Below are 25619 nucleotides of genomic sequence, written 5' to 3' on the forward strand. Positions count from 1 at the left end.
ACAGGCTCCGCGAAAAAGGCGGATGGGGAAGAGGTTCACCGGTCACGTCCTGCGCCGTGAGCGCTTCAGGCAGTCGCCAGTTCCTTGACCCAGTCGTAGCCTTCGGTGTCCAGCTTCTTGGCGAGTTCGGGGCCGCCGCTCTGGACAACCCGGCCCTGCACGATGATGTGGACCTTGTCCGGCACGATGTAGTCGAGCAGACGCTGGTAGTGGGTGATGATCAGGCCGCCGAGGTTCTCGCCGCGCATGGAGTTCACGCCCCGGGCGACAATCTTCAGCGCGTCGACGTCGAGTCCGCTGTCGGTCTCGTCCATGATGATGTAGTTCGGATCGAGCATCAGCATCTGCAGGATTTCGTTGCGCTTCTTCTCGCCGCCCGAAAAGCCCTCGTTGAGGTAACGCTCCACGATGCTCTCGTCCCACTCCAGCACCTTCAGGGCGTTCTGGAGCTTGCCGTAGAACTCGGTGAAAGACACTTCCTGGCCTTCTTCTTTCCTGGCCTGCATGGCCAGACGCAGGAAGTTGGCAATGGTGACGCCGGGAATCTCGACCGGGTACTGGAAGGCCAGGAACAGGCCCAGGCGGGCACGCTCGTCGGGCTCCATCTCCAGGATGTTCACGCCGTCCACCAGCACCTCGCCTTCGGTTACGGTGTACTCGGGGTCGCCCACGATGACCTTGGCCAGGGTGCTCTTGCCGTTGCCGTTCGGGCCCATGACCGCGTGCAGTTCGCCACGGGGAACAGTCAGATTGATGCCGCGCAGGATGGGCTGATCGCCCACGGACGCGTGCAGGTTACGGATTTCGAGCTGGTGAGGCTGGTTGGTCATACGGTCTCCTTGGCCGGGAATCTTGTTAGGAATGATTCCTGATTTCCTGGTCATTTTACGCGTCTTCGGGTCTAAAGTCGAGTGACTTAGTGTGGATTGCAGATGGTGCATTTGTTGGATTTATGAGGCTCCCCATGCGCAGTTCACGCTTGCCACAGCCCACCGTGTTAACCGTTACGAGTGAGTCCACTTGATCTGCTGCGTGCCGCCGGCCCCCTGCTCTGGGTGCTGCTGGCTTTGTCCCTTTATGTGGTGTACCTCACGGCCATGCGAATCCAGGCCATGCGCCGGCTGGGTCAGGATGCCAGTGCCCTGATCGAGCGGGCCCGCGCCATTACGGCTGAAAGTGGCCCGGCTGCTGCCCTGGCAGAGGTGGACCGCTCTGCTCACCCTGCTCCTGCGGTTCAGGTGTTGCGGGCGGGCCTGCACCGCGCTGACCGGGGCCCGGACGCGGCAGTCTCGGCCATGCAGTCAGCGCTTCTGGCCGAAGACAGCCGCCTGTATGCCGGCTTGAGTGCCCTGAGCACGGCGGCCCAGGTCGCGCCGCTGCTGGGCCTGCTGGGCACCGTGATCGGGATGGTGCGCTCGTTTCTGGTGTTCAGCCAGACCAGCGCGCCCACCCCGGCCCAGCTGGCCACCGGGATCAGCGAGGCCCTGGTCAACACGGCAGCCGGTCTGGTCGTGGCCATCATTGCCTATGTGGCCCGGAATGCCCTGCGCGCGCGGGCTGACCGGATTGCCACCCAGGCCGAGCGGGTCCGTGAGGATCTGCCGGGCTGGCTGACCCCACGCCTCGCCGCTGCGCATGTGCCGACCCCTGTGGTCAGCCTGCCGCCCCGCCCTGAAGTGTCTCTGAGTTTTGACGGAGCGCACCGGTGAGACGCCGCTTCCGCGAGGGCGCAGACGAGGTGACCTTCGATTTTGCTCCCATGGTGGACATCGTGCTGCTGCTGCTGATCTTCTTTTTCCTGACCAGCAGCCTCGGAGCGCGAAACAACGCCCTGCCGCTTGACCTGCCGCGCGCCAGTACGACGGTTCAGGAGACGCCAGCGTTGCCTGTCGTCAGTGTGGACCGCGCCGGGAAGGTCTTTCTGAACGGCAAGGCCACCACCCTGACCCGGCTGGGCAGCCAGCTCAAGCCGCTGCTGGCCACTTCCGGCGGCACTGTCGGGCTGCGCGCTGACGAGCGGGGCAACTATGGCGCGGTTGTGCGCGTCATGGACGAGATCAAGAAGGCTGGGGGCGAACGGCTGGCGCTGGGCACCCGCAAGGCGGCCGGGACTCCATGACCACCCTGCCCCAGCGCCCGGGCCCACGATCTTCTCCTGAACAGCGCGACCGCTGGCGCGCGGCCGGGGTGACGGCGGCGCTGCATGCGGCCCTGCTGCTGGGCCTGCTGGTGTCCCGGCCCTATGACCCCGAACCCCGCCGAACCCCCGCCGACGCCCGCCGCGCCCCTCTGGAAGTGGTCACCCTGGCGCCTGCTCCGCAGCCCACCCCACCGCCGGAGCAGCCGGCTGAGGCGGCGGCCCCGTTGCGCCCGCCCGCAGCGCAGCCGACTCCGCCCAAACCGGCGCCCACAAAACCGGAGCCTGCAAAACCAGCTCCGGCGCGGCCCGTTGCTGTCAAGCCGCCGCCCGTAAAGACCCCAACCGTTACGCCGCCAGCACGGCCGACACCAGTGCCTCCAGCAGTGGCGCCTGCTCCTGCCACGCCGGCTCCCTCCAGGCCCACCACTGGGCGGGATGCACAGAGCAACAACACGCCACAGGCGGCGTCGGGTCCGCCCAAAGCCACAGCGGCGCCAGCGGTTGAGGCGGCGGGAGCGCCGTCATCACAGGTGGCGGGGGCAGCTCCGGCGCCCCGGACGACAGTGGACACGCCTGTGGCTGTAGCCCCGTCACCTTCTGCGCCGGTTGAAGAGCCTGCCGAGCTGACCCCCGAGACCTCACAGGCCCCGGGCCCGGGTGAGCTGGACCCAGTGGCTGCTGAGCCTGGGGCCAGTGAAGCACCTGCCCCTGAGCTGGCGCCCTCAGAAAGCGAGGCCGTGGCTCCGCCAGAGCCCGAATCGGTGGCGGCCCTGCCTCGCCGGGACGAGATCACGGCCGCTCCGGAAACTGAGCCAGAGCGGTTGCCGGCCGCACCTGAGCCCATTCAGGCGCCAGCCCGAACCCCCACGCCAGCCCCCGAGGGAGCGACGAGCCCGGTAGCAGCCATTCCTGCGCGTCCGGCCCAAACGTCTGCGAGTCAAACCCTGGAGGTGCCGGCTGCGCCAAGGGGCACGCTGGCTCCGGCTCCAGCGTCGGAGGTGGCCCCGGTTCCAGCCCGGCCCATTCCTCGCGCACCCGAGGTTCCAGCTCGTCCACCGGCGGCGAGTGTCGCGCCTGCTCCTCAGGCAGCGGCACCTGCGCCGGTTCCTGCTACGCCAGCGAACCGGCCAGCAGCGCCGGTCAGTGCGGCAGCGGAGGCTCCCAGCACTTCAGGCCCTGTTCCCTCCAGGTCCACAACCCCCACATCCGGTACAGCCGAGGAGCGACCCGTTGAGGCTGCCCGCCGCAATCCGGACCGTACGCCCGCTGAGACACGCGCCCCTGCCACCACCCCTGAGCCGCGCCCGGCCACGGGCGCAGGCGGCAGTCCAGTAGCGCAGGCGCCGTCTGCCCGGGCCGGAACTAGGAACCCCGCTGCGGGAACCCCAACAGCGGGAACTGCGCCGGAGAGGCCCGCTGCGACCAGAACCCCGGCGGCCACAACCCCAGCAGCCGGAACTGCACCCGCTGGAGCCGCGCCGTCCGGTACAGCGCCTGAGAGCACGGCTCCGGGTGGCACGGCACCATCCGGGGCGGCGCCAGGTGGCGGCACTTCAGGCGCTACCCCGGGCGGAAGCGGGACTGCTCCTGCCGGCAATGGGCCAGGAGCGGGAAGCGCAGGACCCGGCGCTGGTACCGGTACCGGCGGCCCGGGTGGTGGGGGCGGCAATGGTGGGGAGGCGGCGCGTCCCGGCACGGGAGGCAACGGCGCTGCGGGGGGCCAGGAAGACCGGCCGCTGAGCTGCACGGTGGTTGTCGATGTGCGTGGTCTGGGGAATTTCCAGCGGGCACAGAGCAGCTTTGTGATGTCTGGGGGCGCACAAGTCTGGCCCGATCCGGAGCTGATCAAGGGCGTGAGTTCCGACCTCGTCATGGAAGGCAACCTGCACACCTACGTCACGTCTGAAGCGGGCCTGGCTCCTTTCAAAAACGTGACGCGGGTCAAAGCAAGCCGCGTTCTTCCTTCCAAATTCGCACCCAACTCCGACTATCTGGCAGATGTCGAGCTCTCGGCCGCTGCTGCCCGTGAATTCCGCTCGGCGGGCGAGGCCTGCCGGGTGGTCTATTTCAAGGATTGATCTCATCACTTTTCTGGAGGTTCTCAGTGCATAAACCGATTCTTCTGACCGTCACCCTGCTGCTCTCCACTTCTGCCCTGGCCTGGGTGCCTCAGCTGGAGCAGACCACCGCCCGGAACGTCATCGACAGTGCCTACGGGCGGCGTGACCCGGTCAACACCTTCCTGACCCTGGACCTGGGCGTCAGAGAGGGCCAGTTCGTGGCTGGTAAGGAGGCGGTCAAGGTCTTTGACGGTGAAGCGTCGTGCGTGGCCGACTGGCTGGCCGCGCCGCAGGATTTCAGCAAAGGCAGCCGCCCGGTGGCAGTCACCGCCAGTGGGCAGGCCGACCAGCTGGCTTTTCAGGCCACCGAGGCCCGTGACCGGTTCCGGAACCTCAGCGTGACTGACGCTCTGGGCGCTGAACTGGCCGGTGCACGTCTGCCTGACGGGCAACTGCGCGTGGATGTCAGCGTGCGGGGCCTGCCCACCGAAAAAGCCCGCGGCGCCTATCTGGCACGGCTCAAGGGGCTGGAGGGCAAGCTGATCTCCCCGGTCCGCAGCAGCTACGTCAATGACTTCAAGGAGGAGGCCGGCAAGTGGAGCGGCACCCTGGTGTTCTACTTCGAGCCGCTCAAGGCCGGTCTGGGCGCCAGCGATAAGATCGAGCTGTTGCTGCGCACCGAGGCGGACACCAACTGTGCCTACAGCGTGACCCTGGACCTAGCCAGCTTCCAGTAGGCAGTCACTGACCCAGGCGGGCAGCGCACGGCACGTACAATGCCGGGTGTGCCCGCCTTTCCCCTTCTGGCCGTGGACATCGGCAACACCAGCACCGTGCTGGGGCTCGCAGACCAGTCCCTGACCCTGACCCATACCTGGCGCGTACGCACCAACCGCGACATGCTGCCGGATGACCTGGCGCTGCAGCTGCACGGTCTGTTTGCCCTGGCCGGCGCACAGGCGCCGCACGCGGCTGTCCTGAGCAGCGTGGCGCCGCCTGTAGGGGAGAACTACGCCCTCGCTCTCCGGCGGCACTTTATGGTAGAAGCCTTCGACGTCAACGCGGACAATCTTCCGGACGTAAGGGTCGAACTCGATCAGCCGGGTGTGGTGGGCGCCGACCGTCTGTGCAACCTGTTCGGTGCCGAAAAGTACATGGACCATCACGACTACGCCGTCGTGGTGGATTTCGGCACCAGCACCAACTTCGACGTGGTGGGCAAGGGCCGCCGCTTTCTGGGCGGAGTGCTGGCCACCGGTGCTCAGGTCAGCGCCGACGCGCTGTTCTCACGCGCGGCCAAGCTGCCGCGTATTACGCTTGCCGCGCCGCAGACCGCTATTGGCCGCAACACCGTTCATGCCCTGCAGTCCGGGCTGGTGTTCGGCTACGCGGAGATGGTCGACGGGCTGCTGCGGCGCATTCGCGCTGAACTTCCCGGTGAGGCCGTGACCATCGCCACGGGGGGTTTTGCCCGGACCATCGAGGGTATCTGCCAGGAGATTGACCATTTCGACGAAACGCTGACCCTGCGCGGGCTGATCGAACTCTGGGCCAGCCGGTAAACGCAGCGAAAGTGCCCCGGCCTGTAGCTGGCCGGGGCACTTTATTTTTCCTCGTCGGTGCGGCTTACCCGCCGCTGAGCAGAATCAGCTTGTGAAAGGCCCAGCCCAGTGCAATGCACACCGGAATGGTAAACACCCAGGCCTGCACGATACGGCCGGCAACCTGCCATTTGACCTTCCGGAATCCCTTGGTGGTGCCGACACCCATGATGCTGCTGCTGATGGTGTGGGTGGTGCTGACCGGAATGCCGAGCTGGGTGGCGGCGGTAATCACAGCAGCGGCGCTGGCCTCAGCCACAAAGCCGTCGACTGGCTTGAGGTCCACGACCTTGAAGCCCATGGTCTTGATGATCCGCCAGCCCCCCATGGCCGTGCCCAGGCCCATGGCAATCGCGGCAGACAGAATCACCCACAGGGGCACGACCTCGACCTGCGTGCCCAGGTAAGCACTGAGGGCGAAGGTCATGATTCCCATGGCCTTCTGGGCGTCGTTGCCGCCGTGCGAGAAGGCCATGAAGGCCGCTGAGCCGATCTGCAGCCAGCGGAAGCTGCGGGTCACAGTACGCGGCTTCATCCAGCGCAGCACCAGCCAGGACAGCAGGGCCATCAGCACAATCGGCACGATAAACCCCAGGGTCGGGCTGGTCACCAGTCCGATCAGGGTTTTGCGCACGCCTTTGGGCACGATGATGCCCCAGCCGCCAGCGGCCACACCTGCACCCACCAGACTGAAGATCAGCGCGTGGCTGCTGCTGCTGGGCAGACCTTTCCACCAGGTAAACAGGTTCCAGAGGATGGCGCTGAGCAGCGCAGCGCCGGTAAGTTCCAGCGTGGCGAAATCCTGCGGAACAATGTCGGTGGCGATGGTCTTGGCAACAGCCGTGCCCGACAGAGCCCCCACCACGTTCAGGATAGAGGCCATGGCAATGGCCTGAGCAGGCGTCAGCACTCTGGTGGCGACGGAGGTGGCGATGGCGTTGGCGGTGTCGTGAAAGCCGTTGATGAAGTCAAAGGCCAGAGCCAGGGCCAGAATAATAATCAGGCCGATCAGGGCAGGTTCCATGTGGGTCAGCCTGCCTTCACGCGTTCTTGAGCAGGATGCTCTCGACGGTCTTCGCCACGCGCTGGGCCTGGTCAGACGCGTCTTCGATCAGGTCCACGATCTCGCCGCCACGCATGGCGCGGATCATGCCATGAACGTCGTTGACACCCTGATACAGGCTGCGCTGCACCTCGTCGCTGATGGTATCGCCCTCGTCTTCGAGCTTGCGGATCTCGACGGCAATCCTGGCCAGATCCGGACCCCTCCGGGTGTCCTCGATCATGGGCATGCCCTCGGCCAGCAGCGCGCACTGGCGCTCGACCACGCGGGCGAGCTGCGCCATCTGCGGCAGGGGGGCCTCTACGCCGTACAGGCTGAGCTTGCGCGCGGCGTCTTCCATGTCGTCGACTAGATCGTCGAGTTCATCGTTCAGCGCAATGATGTCCTCGCGGTCAAATGGCACGATGAACGACTCGGCCAGCAGGTTGGTGATCTCTCGGCTCAGGCGGTCGCCCTCGTGTTCGAGGTCGCGCACGCGCTGCACCTTGCGCTCAACGTCGGTGTAGTTCTCCAGCAGATCCACCAGTGCCTGGGCGGTCACGTGGGCGTTGCGGGCGGACTCCGCAAACTTGGCGCTGAACTTCGGATTGTGGGGCATGAATTTTGACAGAACCATGATAATCCTCCTGATTGTCTGCCCTTATGTCATGGAAATGTCAGGACACCGGGGCAAAGGAAGGGGAGGTCCCAGCTGAACCCCCCGACTTCCCTTCAGTGTAGGCCCTGCCAGGGCCGGCTGGCTCTTACCCGGCCCTGACTTCCGGACCGCTAGAGGCACTGACCTGCACGCGGTTGAACGCCCCGGAAGTGACGTCGTTCAGGGCATGCTCAGCGTGCATCAGGCTGTTTTCGGGAGTGTCATGCAGATCCGAGAGCCCCACACTGATGCTGGGATTGACCCCCTCGATAGGCCGAGACGCCACCCGCAGCCGCAGCCGCTCGCAGGCCGCCCGCCCTGCCCGCGCATCCGGGACGCGCAGCAGCACCATGAACTCCCGGGCCGAGAGCCGACCCACCAGATCATCGTCTCTCACGCATTCGACCAGGCTCCGTGCGACATGCGCCGTCAGCCGCTCCATAAAGGCCTCGCCTCGTTCGGCTTCCAGGCGCTGGGCATGGTCGATCCGCACCACAGCCACCGACACGCCAGCAGGCCGTGCGGACAGCTGGCGCAGGCACCGCTCCAGAGCGCTGCGCTGCGGCAGGCCGGTCAGGGGATCGCGCGGCCCGCTGTCCAGGTCAGCCCAGGCTCCGCGTTTTGTCTGGCGCCGGGTCAACTCCAGTACCGAACGCTGGGCAGTCAGCAGCACGCCGCAGCCCAGGAGCACCTGAAGCAGTAGCGCTGTGCCTTCGCCTGCTCCCCGCGCAAGTGCACCCACAGTCAGCCCCAGCAGCCCCAGCAGCCCTGCGTTGGTCAGCCACCTGGCTTCTGCGTGTGGCAGCCGCCAGGTATGTGAGACCATCAGCGCGGGGATCCACAGCAGGACGGGAGCCAGGGCCTGGACCTGGGATCCGGCTGGCAGGCTGAGCACCACAAAGGCGGCCTTGAGCAGCACATAGCTCCAGGCCCCCACCATGGCCACGCGGGCTGCAAGAAGAACAGGCAGCGGAAAGTAACCTGCCGCCGCCAGATTCATGGCGATCAGCAGGCCCAGCAGCGCTGGCAGGGCGAAACGGTCAAAGGCCGCCACTTGCGGATGGGTCGGCCAGAGCAGCAGTGCCACCCCGGCCAGCACAACCAGAGGCAGTTCCAGGCGGCTCGCGGGTGGAAGCGCCGTCAGTGGGCGAGAGCGGCCCTGCCCGGCATTCAGGCTTTCCAGGGACAGGGGAGGAGCGTCACGCATACCGCTTCAGCGAACCATGACGGGCATCACGCGACCCTGACAGCCCTCTACTCTAAACAGGTTGGCAGCGCTCAGATCGGAGCCAGCACCCGCACCCCGGCGCCTTCCAGCGCCACTCGCAGGGCCCTGGCCAGTGTGGCGGCTTCGGCGCCGTCTCCATGCAGGCACAGCGTCTGTGCAGGCACGCTGACCACTTCGCCGCTGACCGCCACCGTCTGCCCCCGTGTGGCCAGGGCGATTCCCTGAGCCACTGCCGCTTCCTGTTCCAGCAGGGCCCCCACCTGCCCGCGCGGCCACAGGCTGCCGTCCGGTGCATATCCCCGGTCCGCAAAACCCTCTCCAACGGGCTTGAGGCCGGCCAGACGGGCTTCGTGCAGCATGACGCTGTGCTGTCTGGCCAGACCGTAATACAGGGGCACGCCGCTGTCGGCGGCTGCACGCGCAATGGCTGCCGACAGGGCCGGGTCCTTGACCGCCATGTTGTAGAGCATGCCGTGCGGTTTGACGTGCGCAAGCCGGACTCCCTGCTGCGCAGCCACAGCCTTGAGGGCCTCGATCTGCTCGCGCACGAACGCCGTGACCTCAGCAGGTGGGAAATGCAGTTCACGTCGCCCAAAGCCCTCGCGGTCAGGAAAGCCGGGATGGGCACCAGCGGCCACACCATGACGTGCGGCAAGCTGGAGGCTCTCACGCATACTTTCTACGTCTCCGGCATGCCCACCACACGCGATATTCGCGCTTGTCACGAACGGCATGATGGCCGCCTCATGTTCGCTACCTTCTCCCAGATCGGCATTCAGGTCTATGCGGCGTTCGGTCATGTCCTGTTGTACCACCAGCGCAGCGCGTCTTCGGCCAGACGCAGCGACTGCTCACGGGCCTGAAGCGCGGCCCTGGCCTGCGCGGTGTCCACCAGCGTGAAGTGCAGCCGGTCGCCGGGCCGAAGCTGGCCCAGGCGCGGCAGATCTGCGCTGGCCACCACCAGCGGCGTCGGATAGCCGCCGTGGGTGCCGGCGTCGGGCAGCAGCACGATCGGGCGCCCATCCGGGGGCAATTGCACCGCCCCCGGCACATTCGGCAGGCTGACCCGGCCCGGATCATGCGGAGCGCGGAAAGTTTCAGTCAGGCGCGCGCCCATGCGGTCTACCTGGGAACTGACCGTCAGCTCTCTTTCCAGCAGGGACTCAAGCAACTCTGGGGTGGCTTCCGCAGTTGCCAGAACCCGCAAGCTGTGCTGCGGACCCACCGGCGTGTACAGCTCCGGCGACACCCTGGCCCGTGACGCGGCCGCGGGTGGAGGGTGGCTGGCCAGGGTCAGCCGGTCGCCGCGCTGCAGGGCCCGTCCTGCCAGCCCGCCGAAGCCGCTGCGCAGGTCGGTGGACCGGCTGCCAAAGACCTGCTCGCCTGCCAGCCCGCCGCGCACCGCCAGGATCGCCCGCAGGCCGCGGGGTGTGCCGCCGATGGTCAGGGTCTGTCCGGCCCGCACCTGCACCGCCTGCCACAGCGGCAGCGCAGCGGCCTCCAGGCTGGCTTCAAATGGGGCACCGCACAGCGCTACCAGCGCCCCGGCGTGAAAGTGCAGTGCCGGGCCCTGCAGGGTCAGTTCCAGGGCCGCTGCGTGGGCCGGATTGCCCACCAGCGCCTGGGCCATCCGCAGGGCCACCGGGTCCGCAGCCCCGCCGGTCGGCACCCCCAGGGCCCGCGCCTGCCGGCCGGTGTCCTGCAGCGTGGTCTGCAGCCCCGGCCTGAAGACCTCGATCATGGGATCACCGGGTCAAAGCGCACCCGGTCGCCGGGCTGCCAGAGCAGAGGCTCGGGGCGGCGAAGATCGAAGAGCGGCGCGTCTGTGTGGCCAATCAGTCGCCAGCCGCCCGGCGTTTCCCGCGGATACACCCCGGCCCAGGGCCCGCCCAGCGCCACACTGCCAGCTGGCACGCGCTCACGCGGGGTGGTCAGACGCGGCATCTGAAACCTGGGGGGCAGACCGGTCAGAAAGGCAAACCCAGGTGTGAAGCCCAGAAACGCCACCTCCAGAGAAAGCGCACACAGGGCCTCAACGAAAGCCGGCACGCTCAGGTCCACATGTGCCGCGCACCACGTCAGGTCCTCTCCGTCGAACGTGACCGGGATGATCAGGTCGCGCCCTGCACCGATATCTGCGTCATCCAGATGCCTCAGGCGGGTAAGCAGGGCCGTTTCGATCTCGTCCGGCTCGACCAGCAGGGGGTCGAACAGCACGGTCAGCACATTCAGCGCCGGAACACTCTCGCGCACGCCGGGAAGGGGAGAGGCCAGCAGGCTGGCTCTCAGGGCCTGAGCGCGGCGGGAATGCACCACCAGGGCCGCGTCGCCCAGCAGCTCGAAGCGCGGTGTCTCCGCAGGCAGGCCTTGGGTCACGCGCGCATCATTTCACGTTGCGGCGCATCGCGGGTACGCTGGGTTCATGGCGTCCGGTGACCGGCATTTCCGTGTGGTGGCTGTCCAGCCCAAGTGGCACGCCGAGGATTTCATCAGCGCGGCGGCCTTTCGCCGGTGGATGCGGGCGCAGCTGGAACAGGCCCGGCCCCACATGAGACCGGACCGGCCAACCCTGGTGGTCCTGACCGAACTCAATGGCCTTCCTCTGGTCTTGCGCGGATCGCCCTGGGCACCCCGGCTGCGCACCTTCGAGCGGGCCGCCGCCGCGTTGTTCGCCACCCGGCTGGTCAGGACCCTGCCGCTGATGCTGCGTGAACGGACCGGCCCGGTGCGCGCCCTGCAACTGGCAGGCAGCGAGGAGAACACACGGCTGTACCTCGAGACCTGCCGGGACCTGGCCCGCGAATACGGCGTCTACCTCTGCTGTGGCAGCACGCCCATGCCCCGCTATGTGCGCCGCGGCCGCTCTCTGAGCCGTGAGCCTGGCGTGCTGACCAACCAGACGGTGTTGCTTGATCCCAGTGGGAATCTGATCGGGGTGACCGACAAGGTGCACCTCACTCCCGACGAGCAAGGAGACGGCGTGGACCTGACCCCCGGCCGCCTGAATGAACTGCGGGTGTTTCCGACACCGGTCGGAGACCTGGGCGTAGCTATTAGCCTGGACGCGTTCCGGGCCGATGTGATTGAGCGCCTGGAGGCTCAGGGCTGCACGGTCCTGCTGCAGCCCGATGCCAACGGTGCCCCGTGGACCTCCCTGGAAGGTCTTCCGCCTGACCCCCAACAGGTGCGTGATCAGCCGGTGGCCTGGCTGGAAAGCAGCTGGACCGCCACGACCAGCGGCCGGAATATCCGTTACGCCGTCAATCCCATGGTGGTCGGCAACCTGCTGGACCTGACCTTCGACGGACAGAGTGCCATTACTGGCCGTCCCGAGGACGCCCCCGAGCCGCGCAGCTATGTTCTGACGTCGCCCCGCCCGGGCTTTCTGGCCCTGGCGCCCTGGGTAGAGGAAGGTCCGCCTGAGCAGCTGCGGCAGACAGGTCTGGATCTGGCGGCCCACAGTGGTCATCCCCGCGAGAACACCTACCGCACAGACGTGCTGTTCGCAGACCTGAGCCTGCCGGCCAGCACATGCCCAGTGCCGCCCCGCACCCCCCACGAAGAGGCGCTGGATGAACTGCTACGCGGCCGTATTCAGTCGTCCCGGCGCGCTCCAAGCTGGATCATGCTAGGCACCCTGATGCTGGGCCTGCTCAGGCTGATCCGACAAAAGCGTTGACAACTTCCGACCTCCCCCCTATACTTCCCCTCGCGCTCAGGACAGCACCTGAGACGCACCCACCGCAAGGGGGGTTGGCCGAGTGGTTGAAGGCAGCAGTCTTGAAAACTGCAGTAGGGCAACCTACCGGGGGTTCGAATCCCTCACCCCTCGCCATAAATACCCAGAGTTGGAGAGGTGGGTGAGTGGTTGAAACCGCACCCCTGCTAAGGGTGTATACCGCAAGGTATCGAGGGTTCGAATCCCTCCCTCTTCGCCAAAACTTACAGGATGTGCCCGTAGCTCAGCTGGATAGAGCGTCTGACTACGGATCAGAAGGCCAGGGGTTCGAATCCCTTCGGGCACACCACAAGAAAGCCCCGCGTGAGCGGGGTTTTTCGTAGTTTTCAATTTTTGGAAGCTAAAACCTCGAAACAGCTTGTCCATTTATGAGATCAATTTCTGCGGCGCGGTCGTGACGAAGCACGTGAGGAGATCCATAGGCTCGTAGGCTCGCCAGCCAGTCCGTGACCTGCGCGGCGGGTGTCCAGCACGGTCCATAGGCACGGGCAGCAAAAGTGCCGATCAATAATTCCTGAGGTCAGCAGAACAGCCCTCCCATGCAGGAGGGCTGTCTCAGGTCAGGGTGGAACTGGGGTGAAGCAGGCGTTTTAGTCCAGAAAATCGCGGAGGCCGGCGTTCAGGCTCTCGCCGTACTTGAGTTTGCGCAGAGCCTTGCTTTCAATCTGGCGCACGCGCTCACGCGTGACACTCAGAAGCTGCCCCACTTCTTCCAGCGTATGTTCGCGGCCGTCCACGAAACCGTTGCGCAGCTTCAGGACCAGCGCTTCACGTTCTCCCAGCGAGCTCAGTGCGCGTTCCAGCGCCTCACTCAGGAGCGTCTGACTGGCGTTCTGCACGGGCGAGCCGAAGCGCTCGTCCGGAAGAAAGTCTCCGTAGAAGCTGTCGCCCTCGTCCCCAATCGGTGTTTCCAGAGAGATCGGCTCATGGCCCACCTTCTGCGTATCCGTCACCTTCTCGGCGTCCCAACCCGGTCCCATCGCTTCGGCCATCTCCTCCGCGAGAGGTTCACGCGACAGTTCCATCTCCAGCTGCCTGCTGATGCGGCTGAGCTTGTTGATGGTCTCCACCATGTGGACAGGGACGCGGATGGTGCGTGACTTGTCTGCGATGGCGCGCGTCAGGGCCTGACGGATCCACCAGGTGGCGTAGGTGGAGAACTTGTAGCCCCGGCGGTATTCGAACTTCTCGACCGCACGAATCAGGCCCTGGTTGCCTTCCTGAATCAGGTCCAGAAGATTCAGTCCACGGTTCGCATATTTCTTGGCAATACTGACCACCAGACGGAGGTTGGCCTCAGTAAGAGACTTCTTGGCTGCTTCACCGTCCTCGACGAGCCGCTGCAGGTGCCGGCGGTGGCGGTCGTCGAGGTCCGGGTTGCTCTCCAGTTCATTGCGGGCCGCTTCGCCCTCCTCGTACCGGCGCGCGAGATCCATTTCTTCCACGGCGCTGAGCAGTTCGATCTGTCCAATCTCGTGCAGGTACTGCCGGAGCGAATCACCCTGATAGGCGTCCGCGCTGATGTGAATTTCGAGTTCCTCAGCGTCCTTAGTGGCGTCAACCGGAGCTGAATCCAGGTCCGCTTCCAGACCCAGGCCATCGTCCAGCACTTCCGGGTCCACAGGAGCAGCCAACTGGTCCAGTGCGGTGAGCTCTGTAGGCCGATCGAGTTCCACTTCAGCGGCGGGGTCATGGGCAGCAGACTTGGGGGTTGTGATCCGGGCCTGCCGGGGTGCGCGTGCGCGCTTGGGAATGGGTGTGGAGGAATTCAGTGTGGATTTTGCTGGCATGGTAATTGTCGTCTCCGTAGTGCCCAGGCGACGCTGGCCGCCGGAACATGGCGAGAGGTTGGGATCAGTGGCAGGCGGTCAGGAAGTGCGAGAGGTGCGGCCGTTCTCCAGAGGTCAGTTCAGCTTCCGCTCGATGTGACCCAGTTCGCCAATCACGTTTTTTATGGCTTTTACCAGAGCGCTTGCGGCCTGACTGTCCGTGCTGTTTGCGCGGCGCTGCTCGTAGGCGCCGCGAAAATCAGCGAGGGCCAGGAGAAATGTGGTAAAGAGTTCGGTCTGCTGGGCGCTCTGGAATCCCGGTTGACCAGCACCGCTGGTCATGAGGGTATGGCTTGCCTGGTACAGCTCGCGTTTAGCGCGTTCGTGCCTCTGGACACCCTTGATGAGATGCCCGCTTTGCAGGAATTCTTTCGCGGCACGAAGTTCCTGGGCGGCTGTTACCACGGCATGCACATCAGCAGACATCTCTGACGGATGGTGCATGTAGGTCATCGGTGGTCCTTTTAATACGGGCTGAGGAGGTACCCCTCAGTCTGGTGAAAAGAGAGTGTGCTTGAAGAACAGCTGAGTGCCGTTCTGTCTCGTGTTCTGGTTCGACGTCTGCCTATGGTCCGCCCAACGGAGGATGTAAACCTGACGGGCCGGAAGTGGCAAGGCGCCATGTAACAGGGAAGGCCGCCACAAGAGAGCCGCAATAGTCCTGAGGTCCTTGAAAGCAAAGTGTGGGGTCTCAGTGCGCAGTCGCCGTGAACAGCAGAGAGGTGGTTGGCCAGTCAGGCCACGGTCTACAGTCAATTGCTGCAGACCCCAGGAGAAGGGCGGACATTTGAGCTTGCGAAGACGTGCATCGCAAGGGGAATCCGTTGACTTGTGCAGCGGAGCCGAACCGCGCAGGACTCCAATAATATGCGATTGATACTGCTTATGTCAACGTTTTTGCCGTAACAGTTGTAGATTTCTGAGCATGATGGGTATTCAATGACAGATGAGCGGTCTGAAGTGTTCGCCATGCGGCACCGTCCGCATCTACCGCCATCAGCTCACGCTACGACTAGTTTGGAATCTGGCGCTGAGGGGCAGGTGAGCGTCCGGGTCATCTAGGAAGCCTGTTTTCTGGCTGCGGTGTTTTACTTGCCCTTCATACGGCTGACTTTCCGCTCATCACAGTTATGGCCTGAGGGCGGCGTCCATTTCGCAGAACATCAGGCCGTATGCCACTGTGGATCATGCTGTGGTCGGCCCTTCCGAAGGTACGAGTGTAAGCCACGAGTGTGATGCATTGTTGCTCAATTCAAATGTCAAACCGTCCTCAGTAGCAACTGGTTCCTAAAAAGTAAATCCAGTGTTCAATAGGAAGGTACTTATTGGCATAGAAACGTTTAGTGCTATACGAGTACATAGGCCGGGCTTTTGCGGCGCTCGATGAAACGCTGCGGTCGGAGGGGTACCCCATCAAGCAGGTGTACGGGGAGTTCATCATGGCGGAAGTGTTCTACACCGGCCCGTGGGACACGGACAATCTCGGAGCGCTGGAGACCGGTGTCCGCTGGCTGCTTCATCCGCAGGACACCGGCTCGATTCACCGCAGGCTGGTCGTATCACGGCCATCAGGGTGTGCCCGCCCTGTCCGGTCCTGAGCATTCCTTCGGCTGTCAGTGCAGTTCCTTTGGCCGGTGCCAGAGACCGGCCACTCCTGGAGGAGCCATATGCACCCTCCCTGGAACCTGAAACAAAAATCTCCCCATGGCAACGTGGACAGCAAGGCACTTTTGGAAGCCTCCGCCGGGCGTGAGAGCCGCCGGGGTTCCTCTGACCCGGCTGAGGGCACGGTATGAACGCCCCGCGCTCCCCGCAGGCCACCAGTCGTCTGCCTCCCCGCCCGAACCCTCTGCTGGGCCGGGAGGACATCCTGCTCACCGCCAGCCGCATCCTGAGTGACCGCCGGATCCGGCTGCTCACCCTGCGCGGCCCTGGAGGCATCGGCAAGACCCGCCTGGCTCTGGACCTCGCCTACCGCCTGAGCCCGGAATTCGAGCGGGGAGCCGTGTGGGTCAACCTGGCAGAGCTGCGGGAGCCGTCGGAGGTGGTGCCGGCTGTCGCCCAGGCTCTCGGAGTCCCGGCTGGCGACCGTGCGGACCTGATCGCCCAGCTGGGACCGCAGAGTGTCCTCGTGGTGCTCGACAATTTTGAACATCTTGCCCCGGCGGCCTCCGATGTGGCTGCCCTGACTGCCGGAGCTCCGAACCTGCGGATTCTGGTGACCAGCCGCACCGCGCTGCATGTCCGTGGAGAACAGGAGTTGCCGGTCGGCCCGCTGCCCTTGCCCGCACTCAGGGAACCTGGGCTGGCGAGTCCGGCAGTTCGGCTGTTCGTTGCGTGCGCGCAGACGGTCGATCCGCTTTTCCAGCTGACAACCATCAACGAGCCTGCAGTAAGGCGCATCTGCGAATTGCTCGAAGGCATTCCGCTGGCGCTGGAACTGGCCGCCGCACGGCTGCGCGCCGTCACCCCGCAGGGGTTGCTCGAGTGGCTGGAGCGGCCCCTGGAGGTGCTCTCAGACGGCCCGCGTGACGGCCCCCACCATGGACACTCGCTCAGCAGCACTATCGGCTGGAGTGTGGACCTGTTGACCCCAGAGCAGCGCGAGGTGTTCGCGGTGTGTGGGGCCTTTATCGGCGGATTCACCCTGCCGGCCCTGGAAGCTGTGACGGAAAAGGCGTCGGCGCGTCAGGCCTTGATCGGACTGGTCGAGCACAGCCTCGTTCAGCCCGCCGAGGGCCCGCAGCCCCGATGGCGCCTGCTGGAACCGGTTCGCGAGTACGCCGCAGATCTGTTCGGCACCCTGAATGAAGCTGAAGGCCTGCGCGAGCGGCACGCACGGTATTACCTCGCGCTGGCAGAGCAGGCGAAGCGGCGTGGAGAGCACCTTGCCCCGGAATGTTTCTCGCGCCTTGCCCCGGACGACGCAAACCTGAATGCGGCCCTGAAATGGTTCGTGGAAGCGGGCCGCACCGCGCAGGCCCTGCGGCTTGTCAGGGCGTTGGGACCCTACTGGGGGCATGAGGCGACGCAGAAGCACCATGGCTGGTTGCGTCAGATCGTCACCATGACGGACGCGGCAGACGAACCCGCGCTGCTGGCAGACGCGTTGTGCGCCCTGGGTCAGACCAGCATGAGCCTCCAGCAGCTCGATCAGGCCCGGCAGGCGCTGGGGAACGCGGGTGAGCTGTACCGCAGGCTGGGGAACGCGTCTGGTGAGGCTGACGTTCTGCTTATTCTCGCCTCGGTGACTTCCCGGGCAGGCGACCATCTCGAGGCCCTGAAGCTGTTCGTGCGCGTGCAGGCCCTGTACGAGCAGCTCGGCGAACCACTGGCCCTGCGCACGGCCGTGAACAACATGGGCGTGGTGCATCTCCGCCTGGGGCAGTTGCCTGAAGCCTCCCGGTGCTTTGAGCGTGCGCAGGCCCTGAGTGAGGAATACGGCGGTGGAGAGGGCGCTGCCTTTGCGCTGGGGTTGCGAAGCTGGGTGGCCTACCTTCAGGGCCAGCAGGACACGGCGCTGCCGCTTGCTCAGGTGGCCTGGCAGCACATGCTCAAGGTGCCGAATGCGCTGCTGAGGTATGTGCTGCTGCATCAGATGGCTTTCCACGCGCGGGATGCCGGACAGCTGAGCCTGGCGGCCCGGATGGTCGGGTGCAGCGAGGCGATGCGGGCCAGCACCGGGGAGCCCTGGGACGTGTGTTTCGCTCCGCATGTGAGAAGGCTGGACACCGCGTTGCGAACCGCCATGGGTGAACGGTACGAGGTGTGCCGCCAGGAAGGAAGCGCCTTACGGCTGGAGGACCTGGTACCGGACGTCGCCGCGATGCTGGAGAACGCGGTCCAGACCACATACGCAGAGACCAGAGTCACCCCCTTGACTGGACGGGAGCAGGACGTGCTCAGGCTGCTTGCCCAGGGCATTTCAGACAAGCGGATCGCGCAGCAGCTCAACATCAGTGCGGCAACCGTGAGCAAACACGTTTCGAGCATGCTGAGCAAACTCGGGGTCCATAACCGGGTGGAGCTTGCCCGCTGGGCCCTCAGAAACGGGCTGGCTGAGTCCTCCTCCTCGTCCTGAGCAGGTCCGGAGACGTCCCTCCTTTCTGTGCTGCGCCGCCATCAGGTACACCCGACTTCCCGGCATGCTTACGGGGTCTCAGCTGGCGTCTATGACGCTGCCCTATGCCGTGCCCGGCAGGCAGCGTCCGGTTGACACCTGATCGCTGCGGCCAGAGAGGGGCACGTTGAGTCTTTGTGTATGCACCGCTGCCATGAGTAGGACTGCCGTTCGGGAGCTCGGGCATATTGGCACGTCATTCGACGTGTTTTCTGGCGTTCTGGAGCGCTTCGGAAGTGACCCCCCTAATTTTCACCAGGGTCACTGGCGGCCACCCCCCAAGTTTTCCCGATGCTGAGAAGCCTGAACGACTTTTAACGTAAGGCATCAAGCCACGTCGGAGTTCCCGGCCGGCCTGATGTCAGCTCTCACCGCATCCCGCCGTCTCGCCTGCACAAGGAGTGTTGTATGCGCCCCGAGTTCGACCCGACCCTGAATGGTGGCCTGGATAAACTGCACCGCTATCACCGTGAGGCTGCTGCAGACGCTGTGCTCCAGCTGAACAAGGACCGGAACGGGGTGCGCCAGGGATGGTGGAGCGCTGTGATGCAGCGTGTATGGCAGCGGCTCCACCGGCCGTCAGTTCCGACTGTCCGTCACTGACAGGACGTCTGCCGCCCGAACACGAGATGCAGGCGATGCCTGCACAGGAGGAAGTGCTATGCCTATGACGACACAGGGATCACGCTCCGCTCGCCTGCTGCTGATGGTCACCTTTCTGCTGGGAAGTGTGCTGGCCAGGCAGGACGTCCCGATAAGTGCGCAGATGGCGGAAATGGCCGGGACGCAGTTGACATTCGCAGAATGCCAGGAGCGCTTGCAGAAGCTCAACACGATGTTGGGCGGGGTGGGATACGGGGCCGTACGGACTCAGCAGCTGAATGATGGGACGCTCGCCGCCCGTTGGTACAACTCGACGGCGAAGCGGACAGCTCTGGCTTTCTCAGGTCAGAACGCCGTGGGCAACGCGTTCCACGTGAGTGAGCAAGACGGCCTGATTTCGTTGAATGAACTGATCGCCACGCCCTGACCTGTCCATGCTCGGCATCCGGAGGTGCCCCTGATTCAAATGGTTTTGATGACACCCGATATTCAAAAATTGTTTGCCCTTATTCCTTCTGGTCTCGGGCCACCACACATGAGGATCATGGCCATGCAAAACCGCAAATCTCTGAAAGCTACGCTGATCGCCACCCTGTTCGTCGCCTCCCTCTCTCCTCAGGGGTCAGCAACGTCGCACTTGTTCTTCCATAATGATTCCGGCGCCAGCGGCATGGTGGACGTGTACGTCAACGGTAACCTGCTGTATTCGGAAATTTCCCCAGACAACCACATGGTGTTCCCCAAGACCGTCGAGGCAGGAACACATGAGTTCGTGGTGACGCGCCACAAGGTAGCCCCTGGCGTCAAAGACCTGGCCCGGAAGATGCTGGAAGTGCAGTACGCCGATCAGTACACCCTGAAGCTGGGAATGAAGGACGACACGCTTGATCCTACAGAGGTCACGGTCAGCCTGGATATTCGCCCCCGCTGAGGGGGCCATGGAGGGAGCCCGCGGTACCGCGGGCTCCCTCCGTAGTTCTCCAGCATCGGGTGGCTGGGCAAAGGGTAGTGAATGACATGCTGCTAAAGGCCGTTGGATCAACAAGTATGCCCGCCAGTGTCAGTGGTGCGGCTCGGGAGCAAGGCCAGCAGCGTCCGCCCGGCGGACACGGAGCACGGGAAACCCCGATTCGAATGGTGTGCTATGCCAATGGCGGGGAGCGGGAAATGGCCATGCCAGCCTGGAAAACGTCGATTTTAGGGAAATGAGTTCGTGTATGGCGCAACCACAAATCGGAGGGTCAGGAATCTGGATTCCTTCGGCTAGACCATTGAGAAAATCCGCTTTGCTGCGGATTTTCTGCTTTTAAGCCTGTTCAGGCTGCTTCTCTCCGTCCATCCGGGCTGGATCATCCAGCATGACCAGCTGCGGGCGCTTTAACAGGCGGTGACCCTGAAGAAGGCGGTCCAGCATGCCCACCCAGACCAATGCCACCAGCGTTCCTGCCAGGACATCGGTCGGATAATGCACCCCGCTGTACACCCGCGACCACATCATGACCAGGACATATGTGACGCCCAGGCCCATCATTAGCGGACGCCAGCGGGTTGGCCAGCTCAGCAGAATCAGCGCCAGAACAAGTGAGGTGGCAAACATCGCATGGCCACTGGGAAATGAAAAGTCGGCCTCTGGCGCGATCGGTGTCCAGTAGGTCGGTCGGGGACGGTCAAAAGCCTTTTTGAGGACCGCATGAAATACCACCGAGCCTGCCAGGGAAAGGAGGAGAAAGTACGTTGCCCTGGGCTGCAGGACATACAGACATCCGGCCAGCAAGACCGTAAGGGGTAACATTCCGGGTGTATTTCCAAACGCGGAAAGTGCGGCGGCCAGACGGTCAAGGGGCTCAGAGCTGAAGGCATGAATGCTCAGCATGAGGGGCTCCTCGAACGTGAACGGATCCTTCTCATAGACATCAACGGCAATAGCGACAAAAACAACGAGGGGAAAAAGCAGCCCGAAGAAGAGCTTCAGCAGGGACCGTCCGTATCCCTTCAGGAACAGTCGCAGGCGCCGCAGATGAACCAACATGTTCAGGAGCGTACATGGCGCAGCAGGCTGATTGCAGGCACCCGTCGTTCCCGCCACCCTGGGACTGTGGGCCTCGGTGGCCTGATGCTGGCCGAACAGCTGGCATTCCGGCGTGTGCAACGCCCGGCAGTCCCGTAAGGTCTGCAGTGTGACCAATCAGCACATCCTTCTGCTTACCCTGCACAACCCCGCCGAATTCCCGTTCCTGGAGTGGGCCGGTCCGGATGTCGTGGCAGGGTCGTTCAGTCTGGTGGTGGACCGGGAGAGCGTGAGTGATGACGTTCTGGCTGAGCTGCACGCCCACCCGGCTTTCGGTTTCGTGAGGGCGTACTCCAACTACCTGAACAATGGCAACGTTTACGCCGACCTGGAGCGTCTGCACCAGCAGCGGCCCTTCACGCACATCGTGGTATTCGGCGAGGATGACATCCTGCGCGCCGCGCACCTGCGTGAGCGTTGGGGCCTCCCGGGACAAGGTGTGGACAATGCGGCCGGGTTCCGCGACAAGTCGCTGACGCGCGCCCGCTTCACTGACCTGGGCATTCCGGTGCACGCCGGTGCACCGCTGGAGCATCCGCTGGTCCTGCTGGACTTTGTCGCGCAGCACGGCCTGCCGGTGTATGTCAAACCACGCACCAGTTCCGGGTCGGTCTTCGGGCGTAAGATCTCCGACCCAGCGGCCCTGACTGCGTTCCTTGAAACAGGATTCGCACCCCGAGTTCCTTTCGCGGAGTATGTCCCGGACCTCTGTGTGGAAACCTTCCACCCCGGCGAGCTGTATCACGTGGACGGTCTGTGCGTGGAAGGTGAGATCCTCTGGAGCTGGCCCAGCAAGTACCTGACGTCCGGGCTGGAGATCGGTGTTTTCGCACACGGTGAGGTGGTTGGGCCGCATGCTCAGCCCAGGAAACCCCCTGTTTGCCTCCCTGAACGCCTACGCCCGCTCGGTGTGTCACGCTCTGGAACTGCCACACGGCCACACTTTCCATGCCGAAGTATTTGTTGCCCCGGACAGAGAACTGTCCCTGTGCGAGATCGCCTGCCGCACCGGAGGCGGACGGATCAACGAGACCCTCCGCAGCTCGGGTGGCCCGGACCTCAACCAGCTGCAATTCCTGATTCAGACCGGCGCCCAGAACGCCGCGCAGGTGCGGGACCTTCTTCAGGCCAGTGAACCGGAGGCGCTGTGTGGCTGGATGCTGATTGCGCCGCAGCCGGGACTGTGCGTGGCCGTGCCGGACTTCGGCGACCTGGAGGGCGTCCGGGCGGCGGAACTTCGCGTGACGGCCGGTGAGGAAGGCTGGGAACGTGCCTACAGTGGGGATTCGATGGGGCACCTGATCATCGCAGGTGACACCGAGGAGGCGTTGCGAGCCCGGATGGGAGGCGCCGTAGGCCGCCTCCAGCATCAGCTGAGGTTCGAACACCAGGAGGCTCTGGACGCTGCTTTCGCATAAACCTGTGTGACGGGTGATTCCCGGACGCCCGCTACAGTTGCTGCATGAAGGCTGTCATGGTTCATGCGTTCAATGTTCGCCCTGAGCTCGTCACGGTTTCTGATCCCACGCCTCCTGAAGATGGCGTGGTGGTCCAGGTGGGCGCCACAGGCGTGTGCCGCAGCGACTGGCATGGATGGGTGGGGCACGACCCGGACATCACCCTTCCGCATGTTCCGGGACACGAGCTGGCCGGAACGGTCGTGGCTGTCGGCAAAAACATCCGCAGATGGAAGGTCGGCGACCGGGTCACCGTCCCGTTCGTTTCCGGCTGCGGGCGTTGCCACGAATGTCAGTCTGGGAACCAGCAGGTGTGTGACCGCCAGTTTCAGCCTGGTTTTACCCACTGGGGCTCGTTCGCCGAGTATGTGGCGCTCCACCAGGCCGAGCAGAACCTCGTGGCCCTGCCGGATGATCTGGATTTCGTGACGGCTGCGAGTCTGGGATGCCGCTTTGCTACGTCCTTCCGGGCTGTGGTTCATCAGGGGCGCGTCCGGGCTGGTGAATGGGTGGCGGTCCACGGCTGCGGCGGGGTCGGCCTGTCGGCCATCATGATTGCCAAGGCCCTGGGTGCCGGGGTGGTGGCGGTGGATATCGATGAGGAAAAACTCCGGTTTGCCGGGCAGCTGGGAGCAGACCTTCTGATCAACAGCCGCGCGACCCCGGATGTCGCCGGAGCGGTCCGGGACCTGACAGGTGGTGGTGTGCACGTGTCCCTGGACGCCCTGGGGCACCCGGAGACCTGCGCGAACTCTGTTGCGAACCTCAGGACACGTGGACGTCACGTGCAGGTGGGTCTGCTGCTGGCCGAGCAGAGCCGCCCCGCCATTCCGATGGACCGGGTGATCGCGCGCGAACTGGAACTGTACGGCAGTCATGGTATGGCTGCCCATGCCTATCCGGAGATGCTTGCCATGATCAGCCGAGGCGCCCTCAGGCCGGATCAGCTGCTTGGGCAGCGGGTCACGCTGGAGCAGTCTATCGACGTGCTGGTAAATATGGACCGTTTCGTGGAACGCGGCGTGACCGTAATCGACCGGTTCGTGTAAGGAAGGCTGTCCGGCGGGCCTGGAAGGACTTTCGCCGTTCTGACGCCCTGACAAATCCAGCTGGCGATTGATCGCCAGCCGGACCCTTTTTTCCTCCGTACCCGGATTACAGCACTTCGAACAGTCCTGCGGCGCCCATACCGCCGCCGACACACATGGTCGCCACGACGTACTTCACGCCCCGGCGCCTGCCCTCCAGCAACGCGTGTCCCACCAGACGGGCTCCGCTCATGCCGTACGGATGACCGATGGAAATGGCGCCGCCGTTTACGTTGAGCCGGTCATCCGGAATTTCCAGCCGGTCCTGGCAGTACAGCACCTGCACGGCAAAAGCTTCGTTGAGCTCCCACAGGCCGATGTCCTCGACGGTAAGCCCGAAACGGCCAAGCAGCTTGGGCACCGCGAAGACCGGACCGATGCCCATCTCATCGGGCTCGGTTCCGGCCACAGCCATGCCCATGTACCGGCCCAGCGGCTTCAGCCCGCGGCTCTGGGCCATCTCCGCCTCCATGACCACGCAGGCCGCGGCACCATCGGACAGCTGACTGGCATTGCCGGCGGTGATCTGGTTGTCCTCGCCTCGAACAGGCTTGAGGGACTGCAGCCCTTCAAGCGTGGTGTCCGGACGGTTGCCCTCGTCACGGCTGATCGTGACGTCCTTCATCGTCACTTCGCCGGTTTCCTTGTTCTGCACGGCCATGCGGGTCGTCACCGGAATGATCTCGTCGTCAAACCGGCCCTCGGCCTGCGCCTGGGCGGTACGCTGCTGCGAACGAAGGGCGTATTCGTCGCAGCGTTGCCGGCTGATGCCGTAACGCTGGCCGACCACCTCGGCCGTGTCGATCATGGGCATGTACACCCCGTTATGCATGGACAGCAGTTCCGGGTCCGGGCCGACCCGCATTTCCGGAGTCTGCACCAGCGAGATGGACTCGACGCCGCCAGCAACACAGACGTCCATCCGGTCCACGATGACCTGCTTGGCGGCGGTAGCAATCGACATCAATCCGCTAGCGCACTGCCGGTCAATCGACATGCCGGCCACGCCGACACCCAGACCGGCACGCAGCGCCGCATTGCGGCCGATCGTGGTCTGCACGCCCTGCTGAAGCGCCGCACCGATCACGCAATCGTCGATCTCGGCGGGCTGCACGCCGGCTCGTTCAACCGCCGCCCGGATGGCGTGGGCAGCGAGTGTAGGGGAAGGTGTGGCATTGAAGGCCCCTCGGTAGGCCTTGCCAATGGGGGTGCGGGCGGTAGACACAATGACTGCTTCACGCATGAGGGAACTCCTTTATGTCTGGAATAAGTCCGGGAATAAGCGCTCAGACCGGTACCCCAGCCTCCCGGCATGGAACGGCGCGAGATAGCTCCGGTCTGAGCTTCTTACTTCTGGAGGTGCACAGCTCTCAGGATAAAGGCGGGAGTTACGGTGTGTCCGGTGCGTTGATCACCGCGTCGTCGGCAGTGCCGTCACCGTCAGCATCGACCAGTCGGGCCGCCAGTTCGCCGTCACCATCGGCGTCAAGGGCAGGTGTGGGGTGGTCAGCCTGTTCATCAGCCACGTCATGCAGGCTTGCGTGACTGGCCGTCCCGCCCAGGACACCGCCACCGCTGCTGGCTCCGCTTTCGTCTACCGCTTCCACGACCTCCGGTGTGCTTCCCCGGGTGTCTGATGACATTGGGTCGGGCTGGTCAACGCGGGGGCCGGTCTGTTCATCCGTCATGTTTTCCTCCGTTCCGGCTCAGGGTAATCAGAGTGCAGCTGAATTGAACGCGAGCGTCATTAAGCCGGGTTATTTCCTCTCCGGACCGTGGCCCGAGAAAAGAAATGGCCCTCACTCGCGGAGGGAGGAGAGGAAGCGGAAAAACGTCAGGTAAAGCGCGCTGGGCACCCCAGGTGGTTAAGAGGACCACGGAGGCATTAGCTGGACACAATCACCGCGCAGTCCTATAGAGGAGGCTCCCCAGTCCTGCCCAACCCCTGTTCGGCCTGCCGGAGCACCCTACCTGTACGGTGTGCGC

General features: G+C 64.4%; 26 protein-coding genes and 3 tRNA genes. 17 read left to right on the forward strand and 12 right to left on the reverse strand.

Annotated elements, in window-relative coordinates; genetic code table 11:
• Positions 1 to 65 precede the first annotated feature (65 nt).
• Positions 66 to 830 (reverse strand): Fe-S cluster assembly ATPase SufC, encoded by a 765-nt coding sequence (sufC, locus tag DEIDE_RS01895; protein WP_012692280.1) that lies wholly within the window; start codon positions 828 to 830, stop codon positions 66 to 68.
• Positions 831 to 1010: 180 nt separating this feature from the next.
• Here sufC and DEIDE_RS01900 point away from each other — a divergent pair, with 180 nt between their 5' ends.
• From DEIDE_RS01900 to DEIDE_RS01930, 5 genes are read left to right on the forward strand one after another with little or no spacing between them, the layout of a single operon-like run.
• Positions 1011 to 1709, forward strand: a complete 699-nt coding sequence (locus tag DEIDE_RS01900) for a MotA/TolQ/ExbB proton channel family protein (protein WP_012692281.1) — start codon at positions 1011 to 1013, stop codon at positions 1707 to 1709.
• Positions 1706 to 2119: an ExbD/TolR family protein gene (locus DEIDE_RS01905; protein WP_012692282.1), complete on the forward strand. Its 414-nt coding sequence runs from the start codon at positions 1706 to 1708 to the stop codon at positions 2117 to 2119. Before DEIDE_RS01900 ends, DEIDE_RS01905 begins: the two co-directional genes overlap by 4 nt.
• On the forward strand, positions 2116 to 4218 hold the full coding sequence (locus DEIDE_RS18950; protein ID WP_012692283.1) for a hypothetical protein: 2103 nt from the start codon (positions 2116 to 2118) through the stop codon (positions 4216 to 4218). The genes DEIDE_RS01905 and DEIDE_RS18950 overlap by 4 nt, the downstream gene beginning before the upstream one ends.
• A 26-nt stretch (positions 4219 to 4244) precedes the next feature.
• Positions 4245 to 4937 carry a hypothetical protein gene (locus DEIDE_RS01925; protein WP_012692284.1) on the forward strand — a complete coding sequence of 231 codons (693 nt, stop codon included), beginning with the start codon at positions 4245 to 4247 and terminating at the stop codon, positions 4935 to 4937.
• Between the two features lie 48 nt (positions 4938 to 4985).
• Positions 4986 to 5762 (forward strand): type III pantothenate kinase, encoded by a 777-nt coding sequence (locus DEIDE_RS01930; RefSeq protein WP_041227333.1) that lies wholly within the window; start codon positions 4986 to 4988, stop codon positions 5760 to 5762.
• A gap of 64 nt (positions 5763 to 5826) precedes the next feature.
• Here the strand turns inward: DEIDE_RS01930 and DEIDE_RS01935 are convergent, their stop codons facing one another.
• The 6 genes from DEIDE_RS01935 to DEIDE_RS01960 form a co-directional block, all read right to left on the reverse strand.
• Positions 5827 to 6825 (reverse strand): inorganic phosphate transporter, encoded by a 999-nt coding sequence (locus DEIDE_RS01935; RefSeq protein ID WP_012692286.1) that lies wholly within the window; start codon positions 6823 to 6825, stop codon positions 5827 to 5829.
• Positions 6826 to 6841: 16 nt separating this feature from the next.
• On the reverse strand, positions 6842 to 7480 hold the full coding sequence (locus DEIDE_RS01940) for a DUF47 domain-containing protein (protein ID WP_012692287.1): 639 nt from the start codon (positions 7478 to 7480) through the stop codon (positions 6842 to 6844).
• A gap of 127 nt (positions 7481 to 7607) precedes the next feature.
• On the reverse strand, positions 7608 to 8708 hold the full coding sequence (locus DEIDE_RS01945) for a GGDEF domain-containing protein (RefSeq protein ID WP_041226990.1): 1101 nt from the start codon (positions 8706 to 8708) through the stop codon (positions 7608 to 7610).
• A gap of 71 nt (positions 8709 to 8779) precedes the next feature.
• On the reverse strand, positions 8780 to 9529 hold the full coding sequence (pxpA, locus tag DEIDE_RS01950; RefSeq protein ID WP_012692289.1) for a 5-oxoprolinase subunit PxpA: 750 nt from the start codon (positions 9527 to 9529) through the stop codon (positions 8780 to 8782).
• Positions 9526 to 10470 carry a 5-oxoprolinase subunit C family protein gene (locus DEIDE_RS01955; RefSeq protein WP_012692290.1) on the reverse strand — a complete coding sequence of 315 codons (945 nt, stop codon included), beginning with the start codon at positions 10468 to 10470 and terminating at the stop codon, positions 9526 to 9528. The genes pxpA and DEIDE_RS01955 overlap by 4 nt, the downstream gene beginning before the upstream one ends.
• Positions 10467 to 11105 carry a 5-oxoprolinase subunit B family protein gene (locus tag DEIDE_RS01960; RefSeq protein WP_012692291.1) on the reverse strand — a complete coding sequence of 213 codons (639 nt, stop codon included), beginning with the start codon at positions 11103 to 11105 and terminating at the stop codon, positions 10467 to 10469. Before DEIDE_RS01960 ends, DEIDE_RS01955 begins: the two co-directional genes overlap by 4 nt.
• A gap of 46 nt (positions 11106 to 11151) precedes the next feature.
• Here DEIDE_RS01960 and DEIDE_RS01965 point away from each other — a divergent pair, with 46 nt between their 5' ends.
• From DEIDE_RS01965 to DEIDE_RS01980, 4 genes are all read left to right on the forward strand, one after another.
• Positions 11152 to 12408, forward strand: a complete 1257-nt coding sequence (locus DEIDE_RS01965; RefSeq protein WP_012692292.1) for a nitrilase-related carbon-nitrogen hydrolase — start codon at positions 11152 to 11154, stop codon at positions 12406 to 12408.
• A 68-nt stretch (positions 12409 to 12476) separates the two neighbouring features.
• A tRNA-Ser gene (locus tag DEIDE_RS01970) sits at positions 12477 to 12564 on the forward strand.
• Between the two features lie 15 nt (positions 12565 to 12579).
• Positions 12580 to 12667, forward strand: a tRNA-Ser gene (locus DEIDE_RS01975).
• Between the two features lie 13 nt (positions 12668 to 12680).
• Positions 12681 to 12757, forward strand: a tRNA-Arg gene (locus tag DEIDE_RS01980).
• A gap of 301 nt (positions 12758 to 13058) precedes the next feature.
• Here DEIDE_RS01980 and DEIDE_RS01985 read toward each other — a convergent pair.
• Both DEIDE_RS01985 and DEIDE_RS01990 read right to left on the reverse strand, forming a co-directional pair.
• Positions 13059 to 14258, reverse strand: coding sequence for an RNA polymerase sigma factor (locus tag DEIDE_RS01985; protein WP_012692293.1), 1200 nt, complete (start codon positions 14256 to 14258; stop codon positions 13059 to 13061).
• 114 nt (positions 14259 to 14372) lie between these two features.
• Complete coding sequence (locus DEIDE_RS01990) at positions 14373 to 14723, reverse strand: hypothetical protein (RefSeq protein WP_162485374.1); 351 nt, start codon at positions 14721 to 14723, stop codon at positions 14373 to 14375.
• 917 nt (positions 14724 to 15640) lie between these two features.
• Between DEIDE_RS01990 and DEIDE_RS01995 the strand changes: the two genes are divergently transcribed.
• From DEIDE_RS01995 to DEIDE_RS02015, 5 genes are all read left to right on the forward strand, one after another.
• Positions 15641 to 15895 (forward strand): hypothetical protein, encoded by a 255-nt coding sequence (locus tag DEIDE_RS01995; RefSeq protein ID WP_041226991.1) that lies wholly within the window; start codon positions 15641 to 15643, stop codon positions 15893 to 15895.
• A 194-nt stretch (positions 15896 to 16089) separates the two neighbouring features.
• Positions 16090 to 18378: a LuxR C-terminal-related transcriptional regulator gene (locus DEIDE_RS02000; RefSeq protein WP_012692295.1), complete on the forward strand. Its 2289-nt coding sequence runs from the start codon at positions 16090 to 16092 to the stop codon at positions 18376 to 18378.
• A gap of 447 nt (positions 18379 to 18825) precedes the next feature.
• The gene (locus DEIDE_RS02005; protein WP_041226992.1) at positions 18826 to 19020 is read left to right on the forward strand and encodes a hypothetical protein; all 195 of its coding nucleotides are present in this window, start codon (positions 18826 to 18828) and stop codon (positions 19018 to 19020) included.
• A 103-nt stretch (positions 19021 to 19123) separates the two neighbouring features.
• Positions 19124 to 19447 (forward strand): hypothetical protein, encoded by a 324-nt coding sequence (locus tag DEIDE_RS02010; protein WP_242402939.1) that lies wholly within the window; start codon positions 19124 to 19126, stop codon positions 19445 to 19447.
• Positions 19448 to 19570: 123 nt separating this feature from the next.
• Positions 19571 to 19951 (forward strand): hypothetical protein, encoded by a 381-nt coding sequence (locus DEIDE_RS02015; RefSeq protein WP_162485375.1) that lies wholly within the window; start codon positions 19571 to 19573, stop codon positions 19949 to 19951.
• A 375-nt stretch (positions 19952 to 20326) separates the two neighbouring features.
• Here the strand turns inward: DEIDE_RS02015 and DEIDE_RS02020 are convergent, their stop codons facing one another.
• Positions 20327 to 21049, reverse strand: coding sequence for a phosphatase PAP2 family protein (locus tag DEIDE_RS02020; protein ID WP_041227337.1), 723 nt, complete (start codon positions 21047 to 21049; stop codon positions 20327 to 20329).
• A gap of 148 nt (positions 21050 to 21197) precedes the next feature.
• On the opposite strand from DEIDE_RS02020, the gene DEIDE_RS02025 reads away from it, so the two are divergent.
• The 3 genes from DEIDE_RS02025 to DEIDE_RS02035 are packed head-to-tail and all read left to right on the forward strand — an operon-like array spanning position 21198 to position 23594.
• The gene (locus DEIDE_RS02025) at positions 21198 to 22223 is read left to right on the forward strand and encodes an ATP-grasp domain-containing protein (RefSeq protein ID WP_012692299.1); all 1026 of its coding nucleotides are present in this window, start codon (positions 21198 to 21200) and stop codon (positions 22221 to 22223) included.
• Positions 22224 to 22245: 22 nt separating this feature from the next.
• Complete coding sequence (locus tag DEIDE_RS02030; protein WP_162485376.1) at positions 22246 to 22506, forward strand: hypothetical protein; 261 nt, start codon at positions 22246 to 22248, stop codon at positions 22504 to 22506.
• A gap of 44 nt (positions 22507 to 22550) precedes the next feature.
• Entirely contained in the window at positions 22551 to 23594 is a 1044-nt protein-coding gene (locus tag DEIDE_RS02035) for a zinc-dependent alcohol dehydrogenase family protein (protein ID WP_012692300.1), read from the forward strand.
• A gap of 106 nt (positions 23595 to 23700) precedes the next feature.
• Here the strand turns inward: DEIDE_RS02035 and DEIDE_RS02040 are convergent, their stop codons facing one another.
• Together DEIDE_RS02040 and DEIDE_RS02045 are read right to left on the reverse strand one after the other, a co-directional pair.
• Complete coding sequence (locus tag DEIDE_RS02040; protein WP_012692301.1) at positions 23701 to 24876, reverse strand: acetyl-CoA C-acyltransferase; 1176 nt, start codon at positions 24874 to 24876, stop codon at positions 23701 to 23703.
• A 145-nt stretch (positions 24877 to 25021) separates the two neighbouring features.
• Positions 25022 to 25321, reverse strand: coding sequence for a hypothetical protein (locus tag DEIDE_RS02045; protein WP_012692302.1), 300 nt, complete (start codon positions 25319 to 25321; stop codon positions 25022 to 25024).
• Positions 25322 to 25619: the final 298 nt, after the last annotated feature.

The sequence above is a fragment of the Deinococcus deserti VCD115 genome, assembly GCF_000020685.1.
Classification (GTDB): Bacteria; Deinococcota; Deinococci; order Deinococcales; family Deinococcaceae; genus Deinococcus; species Deinococcus deserti.

Bases quoted from the DNA above. Each gene is read 5' to 3' on its own strand.
- sufC (WP_012692280.1), bottom strand. From the start codon at position 830: ATGACCAACCAGCCTCACCAGCTCGAAATCCGTAACCTGCACGCGTCC.
- DEIDE_RS18950 (WP_012692283.1), top strand. From the start codon at position 2,116: ATGACCACCCTGCCCCAGCGCCCGGGCCCACGATCTTCTCCTGAACAG.
- DEIDE_RS01935 (WP_012692286.1), bottom strand. From the start codon at position 6,825: ATGGAACCTGCCCTGATCGGCCTGATTATTATTCTGGCCCTGGCTCTG.
- DEIDE_RS01940 (WP_012692287.1), bottom strand. From the start codon at position 7,480: ATGGTTCTGTCAAAATTCATGCCCCACAATCCGAAGTTCAGCGCCAAG.
- DEIDE_RS01945 (WP_041226990.1), bottom strand. From the start codon at position 8,708: ATGCGTGACGCTCCTCCCCTGTCCCTGGAAAGCCTGAATGCCGGGCAG.
- pxpA (WP_012692289.1), bottom strand. From the start codon at position 9,529: ATGACCGAACGCCGCATAGACCTGAATGCCGATCTGGGAGAAGGTAGC.
- DEIDE_RS01955 (WP_012692290.1), bottom strand. From the start codon at position 10,470: ATGATCGAGGTCTTCAGGCCGGGGCTGCAGACCACGCTGCAGGACACC.
- DEIDE_RS01965 (WP_012692292.1), top strand. From the start codon at position 11,152: ATGGCGTCCGGTGACCGGCATTTCCGTGTGGTGGCTGTCCAGCCCAAG.
- DEIDE_RS01985 (WP_012692293.1), bottom strand. From the start codon at position 14,258: ATGCCAGCAAAATCCACACTGAATTCCTCCACACCCATTCCCAAGCGC.
- DEIDE_RS01990 (WP_162485374.1), bottom strand. From the start codon at position 14,723: ATGTCTGCTGATGTGCATGCCGTGGTAACAGCCGCCCAGGAACTTCGT.
- DEIDE_RS02000 (WP_012692295.1), top strand. From the start codon at position 16,090: ATGAACGCCCCGCGCTCCCCGCAGGCCACCAGTCGTCTGCCTCCCCGC.
- DEIDE_RS02005 (WP_041226992.1), top strand. From the start codon at position 18,826: ATGCGCCCCGAGTTCGACCCGACCCTGAATGGTGGCCTGGATAAACTG.
- DEIDE_RS02010 (WP_242402939.1), top strand. From the start codon at position 19,124: ATGGTCACCTTTCTGCTGGGAAGTGTGCTGGCCAGGCAGGACGTCCCG.
- DEIDE_RS02015 (WP_162485375.1), top strand. From the start codon at position 19,571: ATGCAAAACCGCAAATCTCTGAAAGCTACGCTGATCGCCACCCTGTTC.
- DEIDE_RS02020 (WP_041227337.1), bottom strand. From the start codon at position 21,049: ATGTTGGTTCATCTGCGGCGCCTGCGACTGTTCCTGAAGGGATACGGA.
- DEIDE_RS02030 (WP_162485376.1), top strand. From the start codon at position 22,246: ATGCTGATTGCGCCGCAGCCGGGACTGTGCGTGGCCGTGCCGGACTTC.
- DEIDE_RS02035 (WP_012692300.1), top strand. From the start codon at position 22,551: ATGAAGGCTGTCATGGTTCATGCGTTCAATGTTCGCCCTGAGCTCGTC.
- DEIDE_RS02040 (WP_012692301.1), bottom strand. From the start codon at position 24,876: ATGCGTGAAGCAGTCATTGTGTCTACCGCCCGCACCCCCATTGGCAAG.
- DEIDE_RS02045 (WP_012692302.1), bottom strand. From the start codon at position 25,321: ATGACGGATGAACAGACCGGCCCCCGCGTTGACCAGCCCGACCCAATG.